At 65.1% G+C, this 14,439-nt stretch carries 13 protein-coding genes; 11 read left to right on the forward strand and 2 right to left on the reverse strand.

The window, feature by feature from the left end:
* Window positions 1–3 precede the first annotated feature (3 nt).
* Window positions 4–918 carry a DMT family transporter gene (locus tag IVA88_RS10265; RefSeq protein WP_247497173.1) on the reverse strand — a complete coding sequence of 305 codons (915 nt, stop codon included), beginning with the start codon at window positions 916–918 and terminating at the stop codon, window positions 4–6.
* A gap of 290 nt (window positions 919–1,208) precedes the next feature.
* On the opposite strand from IVA88_RS10265, the gene IVA88_RS10270 reads away from it, so the two are divergent.
* The 3 genes from IVA88_RS10270 (at window position 1,209) to IVA88_RS10280 (ending at window position 4,547) form a co-directional block, all read left to right on the forward strand.
* Window positions 1,209–1,691, forward strand: a complete 483-nt coding sequence (locus IVA88_RS10270) for a MaoC family dehydratase (protein WP_247497174.1) — start codon at window positions 1,209–1,211, stop codon at window positions 1,689–1,691.
* Window positions 1,692–1,775: 84 nt separating this feature from the next.
* The gene (gene obgE / locus IVA88_RS10275; RefSeq protein WP_247497175.1) at window positions 1,776–2,816 is read left to right on the forward strand and encodes a GTPase ObgE; all 1,041 of its coding nucleotides are present in this window, start codon (window positions 1,776–1,778) and stop codon (window positions 2,814–2,816) included.
* Window positions 2,817–2,912: 96 nt separating this feature from the next.
* The gene (locus IVA88_RS10280) at window positions 2,913–4,547 is read left to right on the forward strand and encodes an alkaline phosphatase family protein (protein WP_247497176.1); all 1,635 of its coding nucleotides are present in this window, start codon (window positions 2,913–2,915) and stop codon (window positions 4,545–4,547) included.
* A 126-nt stretch (window positions 4,548–4,673) separates the two neighbouring features.
* Here the strand turns inward: IVA88_RS10280 and IVA88_RS10285 are convergent, their stop codons facing one another.
* Window positions 4,674–5,621: a Bug family tripartite tricarboxylate transporter substrate binding protein gene (locus IVA88_RS10285; protein WP_247497177.1), complete on the reverse strand. Its 948-nt coding sequence runs from the start codon at window positions 5,619–5,621 to the stop codon at window positions 4,674–4,676.
* A gap of 207 nt (window positions 5,622–5,828) precedes the next feature.
* Here IVA88_RS10285 and proB point away from each other — a divergent pair, with 207 nt between their 5' ends.
* From proB to IVA88_RS10325, 8 genes are all read left to right on the forward strand, one after another.
* Complete coding sequence (gene proB, locus IVA88_RS10290; RefSeq protein ID WP_247497178.1) at window positions 5,829–6,950, forward strand: glutamate 5-kinase; 1,122 nt, start codon at window positions 5,829–5,831, stop codon at window positions 6,948–6,950.
* A gap of 227 nt (window positions 6,951–7,177) precedes the next feature.
* The gene (locus tag IVA88_RS10295) at window positions 7,178–8,473 is read left to right on the forward strand and encodes a glutamate-5-semialdehyde dehydrogenase (protein ID WP_247497179.1); all 1,296 of its coding nucleotides are present in this window, start codon (window positions 7,178–7,180) and stop codon (window positions 8,471–8,473) included.
* Between the two features lie 20 nt (window positions 8,474–8,493).
* Window positions 8,494–9,138, forward strand: coding sequence for a nicotinate-nucleotide adenylyltransferase (locus IVA88_RS10300; RefSeq protein WP_247497180.1), 645 nt, complete (start codon window positions 8,494–8,496; stop codon window positions 9,136–9,138).
* 238 nt (window positions 9,139–9,376) lie between these two features.
* Window positions 9,377–9,733, forward strand: a complete 357-nt coding sequence (gene rsfS / locus IVA88_RS10305) for a ribosome silencing factor (protein ID WP_027515020.1) — start codon at window positions 9,377–9,379, stop codon at window positions 9,731–9,733.
* Window positions 9,734–9,828: 95 nt separating this feature from the next.
* Window positions 9,829–10,311 carry a 23S rRNA (pseudouridine(1915)-N(3))-methyltransferase RlmH gene (gene rlmH / locus IVA88_RS10310; RefSeq protein WP_247497181.1) on the forward strand — a complete coding sequence of 161 codons (483 nt, stop codon included), beginning with the start codon at window positions 9,829–9,831 and terminating at the stop codon, window positions 10,309–10,311.
* A 33-nt stretch (window positions 10,312–10,344) separates the two neighbouring features.
* Complete coding sequence (locus IVA88_RS10315) at window positions 10,345–11,691, forward strand: peptidoglycan DD-metalloendopeptidase family protein (protein WP_247497182.1); 1,347 nt, start codon at window positions 10,345–10,347, stop codon at window positions 11,689–11,691.
* Complete coding sequence (locus IVA88_RS10320) at window positions 11,688–13,040, forward strand: S41 family peptidase (RefSeq protein ID WP_247497183.1); 1,353 nt, start codon at window positions 11,688–11,690, stop codon at window positions 13,038–13,040. The genes IVA88_RS10315 and IVA88_RS10320 overlap by 4 nt, the downstream gene beginning before the upstream one ends.
* A 161-nt stretch (window positions 13,041–13,201) precedes the next feature.
* The gene (locus IVA88_RS10325) at window positions 13,202–14,434 is read left to right on the forward strand and encodes a divergent polysaccharide deacetylase family protein (RefSeq protein ID WP_247497184.1); all 1,233 of its coding nucleotides are present in this window, start codon (window positions 13,202–13,204) and stop codon (window positions 14,432–14,434) included.
* The last annotated feature ends 5 nt before the right edge of the window (window positions 14,435–14,439 follow it).

Raw genomic sequence — 14,439 nt, forward strand, 5'->3', positions numbered from 1 at the left:
GCCCTACGCCGGCGGATTGACCTCTCCGCCGGCGCGCCCCAGATCGCGTTCACGCAAGTAGATATAGAACCCGGCGCCGATGATGACGGCGGCGCCGACGAGGGTGGCGATTTCGGGCACGTCGCCGAACACGACGAAGCCGAAGATCACGGCCCAGACGATCATCGAATATTGATAGGGCACGACGACGCTGGCCGGCGCGAGCTTGAGCGAGCGGTTGACGCAGAACAACGCCGTGACCGAGACGCATCCCGCCAGCGCGAAAATCACAAGGCTGCCGGATGTCGGCGGCACCCAGTGGAACGCCGACAGCACAGCGCCCAGTGAAAACGTGCCGACGAATTGCGAGGACGCCATCACGATATCGGGCGTCTTGCGCAGGCTGCGCGTGATCAGCATCAGCGTTGCGAAAGAAAGACTGCCGCCAAGCGCGATCAGCGCCGGCAGGCTCACCGTCTGTGCCGACGGCCGCAACGCAATCAGCACGCCGCAGAAGCCGATCAGGATCGCGGTCCAGCGCCGCCAGCCGACCTTCTCGCCCAGGAAGATCGCCGACATTGCCGTGACGAAAATGGGCCCGGCGAGATAATAGGTGATCACGTCGGCGAGCGGCAGATAGACCGTCGCAAGGAAGAACGCCGCCACTTCCAGCGTCGACAGCACGACACGGAAGAGCTGGAGGCCCGGCCGCTCCAGATGCAGGAACTGGTGACGCTGCCGCCAGACCAGCGGCGACAGCAGCAGCAGCGCCGCGCAGGCGCGCAGGAACAGCAATTGCCCCACCGAATAAGTCCCGACCAGGAACTTGCCCATGGCATCGCCGAACGAGAACATGAAGATCGACAGCACCATGAGCGCAATGCCGGCGAGGCGCGCCGAGCGTTCGTCATAGGCCGCGAGATTTTTGAACAGAGGCATTGCTGTCGTTCGCGGAAGCCCGTCATTGCGAGCCCGTCATTGCGAGGAGCTCTTGCGACGAAGCAATCCAGTCCGTTTCCGCGGAGAGAGGCTGGATTGCTTCGCTTCGCTCGCAATGACGAGCGGAGAAAGCGTCAAGAACCGGCGAGGAGAGTCGCTTGCGGAGGTTGTAATGACACAGGCCGTCCGGACAAGCCCGCGTTGGACGAATTGAACGGATTGTCGCAGTCTCCGCCTCGCGGTCGCGATAGGCGCCACCGGAATGAAAGAGCCAGGAAAAGAGCTTAGGCATGACCGACTTCGATCCGGCCCGGCATCGCATGATCCCCACGCAACGCTGGTTTGAGGATTTCGTGGTCGGCGAACGCTTCGTGCTGCCGAGCCGCACCCAGACGACAGCGGTGTTCGCGGCGTTCCAGACCGCGAGCGGCGACACCCATCCGGTGCATTACGATGTGGAGTATTGCCGCAGCCGCGGCATGCCGCATCTGCTCGCCCACGGTTTCCAGACGCTGATCCACACCGCACCCGGCGCGGGCCTGTTTCCGTTCATGGTCGAGGACTCCCTGGTCGGCTTCCTCGAGCAGTCGAGCCGGTTCCTCAAACCGGTGTTTGCCGACGACACCCTCTATCCCGCGCTCGAGGTCATCGAGCTGGTGCCGGGCCGCTCGACCGGCGCGGTGACGCTCAAAAGCACCGTGTTCAACCAGCGCAAGGAGCTGGTGCTGGAGGGTGTGCAGAAATTCCTGATCCGGCGCCGGCCAGCCGGTTAAGCAAGGCCACAAATCGCCGAGTTTCGGCCGATTTGCGGGTCTGCCCGGGTTGCCGCGCGGGACCGGCTGGCCTACCTATGGCCCATGAAATTCCTTGACGAAGCAAAGGTCTATATCCGCTCCGGCGACGGCGGGAACGGCTGCGTGGCGTTCCGCCGCGAAAAATTCATCGAATTCGGCGGTCCCTCCGGCGGCAATGGCGGCCGCGGCGGCAATGTCATCATCGAGGTCGCCGACGGGCTGAACACGCTGATCGACTATCGCTACCAGCAGCACTTCAAGGCCCAGAAGGGCGAGAACGGCTCGGGCTCGGACCGCCATGGCGCCAACGGAAAGGCGATCGTGCTGAAGGTCCCCCTGGGCACGCAGATCTTCGACGAAGACCGCGAGACGCTGATCCACGATTTCACCACCGTCGGCGAAAAATTCGTGCTGGCCGAGGGCGGCAATGGCGGCTTCGGCAACGCGCATTTCAAGACCTCGACCAACCGCGCGCCGCGCAATGCCAATCCCGGCCAGCCCGGCGAGGAGCGCTGGATCTGGCTGCGGCTGAAGCTGATCGCGGATGCCGGCCTCGTCGGCCTGCCCAATGCCGGCAAGTCGACCTTCCTCGCCAAGGTCAGCGCGGCCAAGCCGAAGATCGCCGACTATCCCTTCACCACGCTGCATCCGCAGCTCGGCGTCGTGAATGCCGACGGCCGCGAATTCGTGCTGGCGGACATCCCCGGCCTGATCGAAGGCGCGCATGAAGGGGTCGGTCTCGGCGACCGCTTCCTCGCCCATGTCGAGCGCTGCCGCGTCCTGCTGCATCTCATCGACGCGACCTGCGAGCATGCCGGCAAGGCCTACAAGACGGTGCGAACGGAGCTCGACGCCTATGCCGGGCAACTCACCGACAAGATCGAGATCGTCGCACTGAACAAGATCGACGCGGTCGAGCCGGACGAGTTGAAGAAGCAGAAGGAACGGCTGAAGCGCGCCGCCAAGAAGACGCCGCTGCTGCTCTCCGCCGTCACCGGCGACGGCGTGCAGGACGCGTTGCGCGCGTTGGCGGATGTGATCGGCGAGAGCCCGGTCTCGGCCAAGGCGAAGAGCGCGGCCGAAGCGGAGCCGTGGTCGGCCTGAGAACACGGCCGCGATCTCCAGCACCTCTCCCGATGGGAGAGGTTTCTTCACGCCTTCGATAGTGCAATATGCCGTCAAAGGGACGGAGTGAGAGGCATGGCGCGCGCGAAGAACGTTCTCTGGATCATGTGCGACCAGCTTCGCTATGACTATCTCGGCTGCACCGGCCATCCCACGCTGAAGACCCCGAACATCGACACCATGGCCAAACGGGGCGTGCTCTTCAGCAAGGCCTATGTGCAGTCGCCGATCTGCGGTCCGTCGCGGATGTCGTTCTATACCGGCCGCTACATGCGCTCGCACGGATCGCACTGGAATGGGTGGCCGCTGCGCATCGGCGAGCCCACGCTCGGCGATCATCTCAAGAAGCTCGGCGTGCGCAACGTGCTGGTCGGCAAGACCCACATGGCGCCCGATCTCGAAGGCATGAAGGCGCTCGGCATCCCGCCGGAATCGATGATCGGCGTGCACGTCGCCGAATGCGGGTTCGAGCCTTATGAGCGTGACGACGGCCTGCATCCCACGGGGCGGCCGCGTCCGAAATACGACGAATATCTGCGCCAGCAGGGTTTTGAAGCGACCAATCCGTGGGAGCAATGGGCGAATTCAGGTGCGGCCGAGGACGGCTCGCTCCAGAACGGCTGGCTGCTCGTGCATGCCGACAAGTCCGCGCGCGTGCCGGACGAGCATTCCGAGACGCCCTACATGACGCGCCGCGCGATGGACTTCATCGGCGAGGCTGAAACCGACGGCAAGCCGTGGTGCCTGCATCTGTCCTACATCAAGCCGCACTGGCCCTACATCGCGCCCGAACCCTACGCCAGCATGTATTCGACATCGGACATGATTCCGGTGATCCGCTCCGAGCGCGAGCGCCAGAATCCGCATCCGGTGTTCGGCGCCTATATGGACATGCGCTACTCCCGCAACATGGCGCGCGACGAAGCCCGCGAAAAGGTGATCCCGACCTATATGGGCCTGATCACCCAGATCGACGACCAGATGGGCGTGCTGATGAATTTTCTGGAGGAGCGCGGCCTCTTGGACACGACGATGATCGTGTTCACCTCCGATCATGGCGATTATCTTGGCGATCACTGGATGGGCGAGAAGGATCTGTTCCACGAGCAGTCGGCGAAGATCCCCCTGATCATCATCGACCCCTCGAAGGAAGCGGACGCCACGCGCGGCACACGCAGCGATGCTTTGGTCGAAGGCATCGATCTCGCGCCGACCTTCGTCGATTATTTCGGCGGCGAGGTGCCGGGCCACATCCTCGAGGGACGCTCGCTGCTGCCGCTGCTGCGCGGGCCGACGCCGCCCGACTGGCGCAAGGTCGCCTTCTCTGAATACGATTACGCCATGCAGGATGTCCGGCTGAAATTGAACCAGCCGATCGAGCGCTGCCGCTTATTCATGGTGTTCGACGGCCGCTGGAAATACATCCATGCCTCAGGCTTCCGCCCGATGCTGTATGACCTCGAGACCGATCCGGAAGAATTTCTGGATCGCGGCGACGATCCCGAATGCGCCGGCATCATCGCGCGATTGCAGGCGGAATTGTTCGACTGGGCGCTGCACCCCAACGACCATATCACCACATCCCGCGAGAAGATCGCCGCCTACGCTGACAACCAGCTCCAGGTGAAGGGCGGCGTCCTGATCGGCATCTGGGACGAGGCGGAGCTGGCGTCGATCAAGGACGGCATCGCGCAGCGCGCGAAGTTGTGAGTGAGCGGAGCGAGGCTCTCTCAGCTCGTCATGCCCGGGCTTCCACGTCTTGCGTCAAGTGACAGAGCACGTGGATGACTGGGACAAGCCCGGCCATGACGGCGGAGAGCGGACCGGAAACAAAAACTAATTCTCGATCTTATATCCCGTCGCCTTCACGACCGGCTGCCAGAATGCCGCATTCGCGGCGAGCTCCTTCGTCAGGCCTTCCGCATTGCTGCCGACCGGAATCAGCCCGATCGCGGTGAGCTTCTCCTTCACCTCGGGCTTGGCGAGCGCGACGCTTGCGGCGGCGCCGAGCTTGCGCGCGAGTTCCGGGGAGCTGCCGGCGGGAAGCCACATGCCGTACCAGGCGTCGGCGACGAGATCGATGCCGCTCTCCTTCAGCGTCGGGACTTCGGGCGCGAAGGGCGACCGTTCCGCGCTCGAGGCGGCGATGATCTTCACGCCCTTGGCGCGATGCTGCGGCAGCGCATCGGCCAAGGTCGTGATTCCGAAAGAGATGTGACCGCCGATGATGTCGTTGAGGATGGGCGCGCTGCCCCGATAGGGCACGCGCGTCATGGCAATGCCGAGGTCCTTTTCGAGCTTGGAGCCCATGAAATGCGGGATGGTGCCGTTGCTCGGCACGCCGAACGACGTCTTGTCCGGATGTGCCTTCAGCCAGGCGACAAATCCCTTGAAATCCGCGGCTTCGATCGCCGGGCTGATCACGACGGCGAATTCAAACCGCGCCAGCAGCGATACCGGGACGAAATCCTTGGCAGCATCGAAGCTCGGAATCGTCTCCACCATTGGCAGCAGGTACATCGTGGGCCCGGTCGTCACCAGCACCATGCTGCCGTCGGGGTTGGCACTCTTCACCCCCTTGATGCCGATCAGGCCGTCAGCGCCGGTGCGGTTCTCGACCACGATGGTCCGCTGCAGCGCCGGCGCCATCTCCTGCGCGATCAACCGGCACAGCGTGTCGCCGCCGGCGCCGGCCGCGAACGGGAAGATGATCTTGCTGAGCCCAGCCTGCGCTAGCGCCTCGCCCGCGTGCGCGAGCAGCGGCAGCCCCAAGCATCCGCTCATGAATTTGCGGCGATCCATTCGTTTCCTCGTTCAGCCCGTTATCGTTGGCCGCAATTAGAGCCCAGCGGACGCCTGACACAAGGCCGAGATGCACTGTTTACCATGCCGCTGCCTTGCGCCGGTCACTGTCCTGCTGCAAAAGCAGACCTCACCGGCGCCGCCTGTCGCTCCGCCGTTTCTAATGCAGAGCAATCCATCAGACGCGCCATGGCCAGCCCCGAACTCAGTCAATTCCGCCGCATCGTCGTCAAGGTCGGCTCCGCGCTGCTGGTCGATTCCGACAAGGGCGAGGTACGGGCGTCCTGGCTCGCCGCGCTCGCCGACGACATGGCCAAGCTGCACCGCGAGGGGCGTGACGTGCTCGTCGTCTCCTCCGGCTCGATCGCGCTCGGCCGCAGCCGCCTCAAATTGCCGCGCGGCCCGCTGAAGCTGGAAGAGAGCCAGGCGGCGGCAGCCGTCGGTCAGATCGCGCTGGCCCGCATCTGGTCGGAGGTCCTTGGCGCCCACGGCATCGGCGCCGGCCAGATTTTGGTGACGCTGCAGGACACCGAGGAGCGCCGCCGCTATCTCAACGCCCGCTCCACCATCGGCAAGCTGCTGGAGTGGCGCGCCATCCCCGTGATCAACGAGAACGACACGGTCGCGACCAACGAGATCCGCTACGGCGACAATGACCGCCTCGCCGCGCGCGTCGCCACCATGGCGAGCGCGGACCTGCTGGTGCTGCTGTCCGACATCGACGGTCTCTACGACGCCCCGCCGAAGAACAATCCGAACGCGAAGCTCATTCCGGTGGTCGACAGCATCACCTCGGAGATCGAGGCTGTTGCAGGCGACGCCGAGTCCGAACTCTCCCGCGGCGGCATGCGCACCAAGGTCGAAGCCGCAAAAATCGCGACCACCGGCGGCACCCATATGCTGATCGCTTCCGGCAAGATCGAGCATCCCTTGCAGGCGGTCGCCGATGGCGGCCGCTGCACCTGGTTCCTGACGCCGGCCAATCCCATCACGTCGCGAAAACGCTGGATCGCGGGCTCGCTGGAGCCGAAGGGCACGCTGACCATCGACGCCGGCGCGGTCGCCGCGCTACGCGCCGGCGCCAGCCTGCTGCCGGCCGGCGTGATCAAGGTCGAGGGCCAGTTCGCCCGCGGCGACGCCGTGATCGTGCGCGGCCCCGACACCAGCGAGGTCGGCCGCGGCCTGATCGCCTACGACGCCGACGATGCCGAACGGATCAAGGGCCGCTCCTCCCCGGACGTGATGGCCATCCTCGGCATCAGCGGAAGGTCCGAGATGATCCACCGGGACGATCTTGTGGTGGGCGGGTAAGGCAGGCAGGCCCCAGCCCGTCATGCCCGGGCTTGTCCCGGGCATCCACGCTCTCTCTCTTGTGAGCGGCAAGACGTGGATGGCCCGGACAAGCCCGGCCATGACGTCGGAACTACGCCAATGGCCCAGGTGATACGGCATCGGGAGATCTACCATACCCGCCCCGCCCTTCGCAAAAGCGGGATTTTCATGCTAGGACACCGCCCTAGCAAGAGGTTGAACTCCCCATGGCCGCCCCCCTCAAAGCTGTCGACGGCGCTGCCGATCTTCAGGCGCTGATGACCGATCTCGGTACCCGTGCCCGCGCTGCCGCGCGCGTGCTGGCGCTGGCGCCGCCGGAGCAGAAGAACCGGGCGCTCGAGGCCATGGCGCGGGCGCTCCGCGACAATGCCGCCGCGATTCTCGCCGCCAATGCCGAGGACATCGCGGAGGCCCGCACCTCCGGCAACGCCACCTCCTCCTTCATCGACCGCCTGACGCTGACGCCGGCGCGGGTCGAGGGTATGGCCGAGGGCATCAGCGTCGTGCGCGACATTGCCGATCCGGTCGGCATCGTCACCGAGAGCTGGCAACGGCCGAACGGCATGACCATCGAGCGCGTGCGCGTGCCGCTCGGCGTCGTCGGCGTGATCTTCGAGAGCCGGCCGAACGTTGCGGCGGACGCCGGCGTGCTGTGCCTGAAGTCCGGCAATGCCGTGATCCTGCGCGGCGGCTCCGACAGTTTCCGCTCCTGCCGCGCGATCCATCAATGCCTGGTGCAGGGCCTGCGCGAAGCGGGCCTCCCCGAGGCTGCAATCACGCTGGTGCCGACGCGCGACCGCGCGGCGGTGGGCATGATGCTGTCGGGATTGAACGGTGCCGTCGACGTGATCGTGCCGCGCGGAGGCAAGAGCCTCGTCGCGCGCGTCGAGCAGGAAGCGCGCGTACCGGTGTTCGCGCATCTCGAAGGCGTCAATCACGTCTATATCGACGGCAGCGCCGACCTCGCCATGGCGAAGTCGATCGTGCTCAACGCGAAAATGCGCCGCACTGGTGTCTGCGGCGCCGCCGAGACGCTGCTGGTCGATCGCGCTGCGGCTGGTAAAAACCTCAAGCCGCTGGTCGAGATGCTGATCGAGGCCGGCTGCGAAGTGCGCGGCGACGACGCCGTGCAAAAGACCGATGCGCGCGTCAAGCCCGCGAGCGAGGACGATTGGGACACTGAATATCTCGACGCGATCATCGCGGCGAAGGTGGTGGACGGCGTCGACGGCGCGATCGCGCATATCCAGGACCACGGCTCGCACCACACCGATGCGATCGTGAGCGCGGATGAGACCGCTGCGAAGAAATTCCTGAGCGAGGTCGATTCCGCGATCGTGCTGCACAACGCCTCGACCCAGTTCGCCGACGGCGGCGAGTTCGGCTTCGGCGCCGAGATCGGCATCGCCACCGGCAGATTCCATGCCCGCGGCCCGGTTGGCGCCGAACAGCTGACGAGCTTCAAATATCGCGTTCACGGCACCGGGCAGACGCGGCCGTAGACGACGCAAGGCGCGGGGCATTGAGCAACAATTTCGTCGCGCCACGTTTCTTCGCGCAGGCCATTCCGACCCACACCTCGGGCATGCGCATCGGCCTGCTCGGCGGCTCGTTCAATCCGCCGCACCAGGCCCATCGCGCGATCAGCCAGTTCGCGCTGAAACGCCTTCAGCTCGATCGCGTGTGGTGGCTGGTGACGCCGGGCAATCCGCTGAAAGAGAACGGCGTGCTGCATGAGCTCGGCGCGCGCATGCAGGCGGCACGCGACGTTGCGGACGACCCACGGATCGAGGTGAGCTGTCTCGAATCCGTCATTCGCACGCGCTATACTATCGACACGATCAACACCTTGCGCCGCCGCCTCTCGGGCTTGCGCTTTGTCTGGATCATGGGCGCCGACAACCTCGCTCAATTCCATCGTTGGCAGCACTGGCGGCGCATCGCCGACCAGGTGCCGATTGCGGTCATCGATCGCCCGCCGCAGAGTTTTCGTGCCCTCGCCTCTCCCGCCGCCCAGGCGCTCAGGCGCTACCGCATGCCCGAGAATGAGGCCGCATTGCTTGCAGATCGGGCCGCGCCGGCCTGGGTGTTCCTGACAGGTATGAAGCTGAATCTCTCTTCGACCGGCTTACGGAACCCGGACGGGAGCTGGAAAGGTACGAAGTGAGTCACATTGTGCGGACGTCGTGTGGACTTCGGGCTCTCTGGCATATTGAAACCCTTAACCCCACATGATGTAGTGTAACCAGTGAGCGTCGGATTCGGCGTTCGCGATACAGTGAAAGGAATGGTCCCTGACCACATCTGTATTGTCCAAGTCAGCTTCACCCAAGACGGCTTCACCGAAGTCTGTTTTACCCAAGGTTGCCAAGCCGGCGCGTAAAACATCGACCAAAGCTGCGGCCTTGAAGGCGCAACCCGACGCCGACAAGACGCTGAGCCTGATCCTCTCCCGCCTCGATGACATGAAGGCGGAAGAGACGGTCACCATCGACCTTCGCGGCAAATCGGCCTACTCCGACTACATGATCGTCACCACCGGCCGGGTAAACCGGCACGTCGGCGCGATCGCGGAGAACGTTGCCAAGGGCCTCAAGGAAAACGGCATCAAGAACATCCACGTCGAGGGCTTGCCCAATTGCGACTGGGTGCTGATCGATTCCGGCGATGTGATCGTGCACGTGTTCAGACCCGAGGTCCGCGAGTTCTACAATCTCGAGAGATTGTACACGCAGGGCCCAGGGGCGGCGAAGGCGATCTAGAGGCTGCTGGCCGATTTCGAATCGGCTGACGCGCATGCTAGCGTCGTGCGCGCGCATATTGCGCGCGGTCTAGAAAACGCGACCCTGAACATATCATGCGCATAGCCGTCATTGCGGTGGGCCGGCTGAAGCAGGGCCCCGAACGGGAGCTTGCCGACCGCTATTTCGAGCGGTTCGACGAGGCTGGCCGCAAGCTCGGATTCCGCGAGCTCGCCATCCACGAATTGCCCGAAAGCCGCGCGCGCGATACGGCGACGCGGATGGCCGAAGAGGCCGCGGCGATCTCCGCGCATATTCCCGAAAAATCGATCCTGGTGGCGCTGGACGAGCGCGGCCAGAATCTGGATTCGACCGTATTCGCACGGCATCTGGCGCGCTGGCGCGACGAGGGTGCCGGTCATACTATCTTCGTGATCGGAGGGGCGGACGGACTTTCGCCCGAATTGCGCCGTAAGGCCAAGCTCGCGATCGCGTTCGGCTCTGCGACCTGGCCGCATCAAATGGTCCGCGTCATGCTTCTGGAACAGCTTTATCGGGCCGCCACCATTCTGGCCGGCCACCCCTATCACCGCGCGTGATCCGCGCCACAACGAGCACCTTTGCCTAAAGCGATGCGAACGCCTGTCCTCAACCTGCTGCTGATCGCCGGTGTTACCGGCGCAAGCCTCGCGCAAGCTCAGACGCAAGGTCAGACAGTTGCGCCGCCGCAGACGGCCGCCGTCGCGCCCGACGCGATCAAGCAGCGCGAGCAGGAGCTGGAGGCCGCGCGCGCAAGCAAGAAGAGCGCGGAGGAAGCGCAGGCCAAGCTCAAGGCCGAGATCACCTCGCTCGGCCAGGACCGCACCCAGCTCAATCAGCAATTGATCGACACCGCCGCCAATGTGCGCACCGTCGAGACCAAGATCGACGAAGCCGAAGCGCGGCTGCGGTCGCTGAACGGCCGCGAGCAGGCGATGCGCAGCTCGCTCGATTCGCGCCGCGCCGACATCGTCGAAGTGCTGGCGGCCCTGCAGCGCGCCGGAAGGCGCACGCCGCCGGCGCTGCTGGTGCGGCCCGAGGACGCGCTGCAATCCCTGCGCACCGCGATGCTGCTCGGTGCCGTCGTGCCGGAATTGCGCGGCCGCGCGGAGAAGATCGCGGGCGAGCTCGGCGAGCTCGTGGCCTTGCGCAGGACCATCGCGACCGAGCGCGACCAGCTCGCCTCCGACCGCGACAAGGTCCGCAACGACCAGACCCGGCTCACCGCTTTGGTCGCCGAGCGGCAGCGTCAGCAGGCGTCGCGCGAAAAAGACCTCGACGCCGAGAACTCGCGCGCCGTCGCGCTCTCAAGACAGGTCGGCGATCTCCAGGGGCTGATCGCCAAGATGGAGCAGGATCTGCAAAGCGCCGCCAAGGCGGCCGAGAAGGCGGCTGACGCCGCCAAGCAGGCCGAGGCCAAGGCGGCCGCAAACGCCGCCGCCAGCGCCAAGACCGGCCCCGGCGCTTTCAAGGACCGCTCCCGGACCACCCCTGCGATGGCCTTTGCCGCGGCCAAGGGCCTCCTGCCTCTTCCGGTTAACGGTAACAAGATCAGGGATTTCAGCGGTTCCGATGGCCTCGGCGGGGTGCAGAAGGGCATTTCGCTGGCGACCAGGCCCGGCTCCCAGGTCACGACGCCGTGTGACGGCTGGGTCGTCTATGCCGGCCCGTTCCGCAGCTATGGACAACTCTTGATCCTCAATGCCGGGGGCGGGTATCATGTCCTGATCGCCGGGATGGAGCGCATTTCGGTCAACATCGGACAGTTTGTGCTCACGGGGGAGCCTGTCGCAACCATGGGGTCGACCTCTCAAGTCGCCTCCATTCTCGCCACGAACGCGAGTCAACCTGTGCTGTATGTCGAGTTCCGCAAAGACGGCACTCCAATCGATCCAGGCCCATGGTGGGCCGCAAATGAAGGCGAGAAGGTTCGCGGATGATGCGCAAGACTTCAGTTATCCTCCTCAGCGCGGCCACCGGTGCGGCGCTGACGCTGTTCGTAACCCAGCCGCGCGCAGTCTTCATGGGCTCCAGCGCGCGAGCCGCCACCGCGGACACCTATCGCCAGCTCAACCTGTTCGGCGACGTGTTCGAGCGCGTGCGCTCGGACTATGTCGAGAAGCCCGACGATACCAAGCTGATCGAATCCGCGATCAGCGGCATGCTCACCGGTCTCGATCCGCATTCGAGCTACATGGACGCCAAGAGCTTCCGCGACATGCAGGTGCAGACCCGCGGTGAGTTCGGCGGCCTCGGCATCGAAGTCACGATGGAAGACGGCCTGATCAAGGTGGTCTCGCCGATCGACGACACCCCGGCCTCGCGCGCCGGCGTCATGGCCAACGACATTATCACCAATCTCGACGACGAGGCGGTGCAGGGCCTGACCCTGAACCAGGCGGTCGAGAAGATGCGCGGCCCCGTCAACACCAAGATCAAGCTCAAGATCATCCGCAAGGGCCAGGACAATCCGATCGACGTCACGCTGGTGCGCGACAACATCCGCGTCCGCTCGGTGCGCGCCCGCGTCGAGGCCGACGACATCGGCTATATCCGCATCACCACCTTCAACGAACAGACCACCGAAGGGCTGAAGCGCGAGGTCGCCAACCTCTCGAATCAGATCGGCGACAAGCTGAAGGGCTACGTCATCGACCTCCGCAACAACCCGGGCGGCCTGCTCGAGGAAGCGGTCACCGTCTCCGACTCCTTCCTGGAGAAGGGCGAAATCGTCTCGACCCGTGGCCGCAATGCCGAGGAGACCCAGCGCCGTACCGCGCATACGGGCGACCTCACCAAGGGCAAGCCGGTCATCGTGCTGGTCAACGGCGGCTCGGCTTCGGCGTCGGAGATCGTTGCCGGCGCGCTGCAGGACCACAAGCGCGCGACCATCGTCGGCACGCGTTCGTTCGGCAAGGGCTCGGTGCAGACCATCATTCCGCTCGGCTCGGGCAATGGCGCGCTGCGCCTGACCACGGCGCGCTACTACACGCCGTCGGGCAAGTCGATCCAGGCCAAGGGCATCGTGCCCGACATCGAAGTGCTGCAGGACGTGCCGGACGAGCTGAAGTCGCGCACCGACACCAAGGGCGAAGCTTCGCTGCGCGGCCATCTCAAGAACGACGGTGACGAGAAGACCGGCTCGCAATCTTACGTTCCGCCGGACGCCAAGGACGACAAGGCACTCAAGCTCGCCGACGATTTGCTTCACGGCATCAAGAACAGCGCCTCCGCGGCGCCCACGCCGGGCGACAAGGCCACGACCGACAAGCCCAAAGCGGCAAACTAAGGCCTCAAGCTATCAAGTCTTGACATCAAGCGATCTGACGAAAAGGGCGGCTCCCGGAGCCGCCCTTTTTGCTTGGAATTCCTGACATCCCCGGCCTATCCCGGCCTGCCGCCGCTTGACCTCGGCGTGGTATCGTCATTGGGAGTGATTCGGGATCGCGCATGACTGAAACGGCCGATGATCTGAGCGCCCCGCTCGGACAGAACAAGCCGCGCCGGAAACGCCGGCTGCGGCTGCCGTTCACGGCCATGCAGATGCTCGCGGTCCTGCTCGGGCTGTTCCTGGTCGCCTTTGCCGGCTTCGCCATCTTCAACAAGGATCCGCTCGGCGGCGAGCCGATGACGCGGCTCGCGATTCGCGAGCCCAATAGCGCAGACAAGGCTGGCGACGAAAAGCCGGCCGCTTCCGGCCAGGGCCAGGACGGCAAGCAGGAAAGCAAGCACGAGACGAAGGAGGCGCCAAAGCAGGCGGGCGAGCAGAAGACCGTCACCATGATCGACGGTTCTACCGGCACGCGCCACGACGTGGTGATCGGCGGCGATGCTGCAGGCAAGGGCGAAACAGCCGCGGCCTCCGCGCCACCGCCCGTCATGGCCGGGATCGACCCGAAACTCCTTGAGAAATCGCGCTACGGCATGATCCCTATGGTTGCCGGGGATCTGAAGCCGTTCAACGTCTATGCGGCGGATGCGGACCGCGCCAAGGCCGCCAAGATGCCTGTTGTCGCGATCCTGATCGGCGGCCTCGGCGTCGGCGCTGCCAAGACCACCGATGCGATCATGCGGCTGCCGCCGGCGGTGACGCTGGCGTTCACGCCTTATGGGTCCGATCCAGGAAAACTCGCCGAGCGGGCCCGCGCCCAACGCCACGAGATCTTCCTCCAGATCCCGATGGAGCCCTACGACTTCCCCGACAACGATCCGGGGCCGCAGACGCTGCTGACCTCACTGAGTGCCGACCAGAACATGGACCGCCTGTACTGGCATCTGAGCCGGATGCAGGGCTATGCCGGCCTCACCAATTTCATGGGCGCCCGCTTTATCGCGACCGAGCCGGCGATGCAGCCGATCATCCGCGAGGCGGCCAAGCGCGGCCTCGGCTTCTTCGACGACGGCTCCTCGCCCCGCAGCATCGCGCCCCAGGCAGCCGCCAGCCAGGCGATGCCGTTCGGCAAGGGCGACATCGCGATCGACGCGGTGCCGACCCCGGCCGAGATCGACCGTGCCCTGACCAAGCTCGAAGCGGCGGCGCGCGAGCGCGGCACTGCCGTGGGCACCGCCTCCGCCCTCCCGGTCTCGATCGAGCGCATCGGCGCCTGGACCAAGACATTGGGCGACCGGGGTATCCTTTTGGTGCCATTGACAACCGCGATGCTGAAATCAAAATCCAGCTAAATCAA

Origin of the sequence: Bradyrhizobium sp. 149, from assembly GCF_023073915.1 — a bacterium.
Classification (GTDB): Bacteria; Pseudomonadota; Alphaproteobacteria; order Rhizobiales; family Xanthobacteraceae; genus Bradyrhizobium.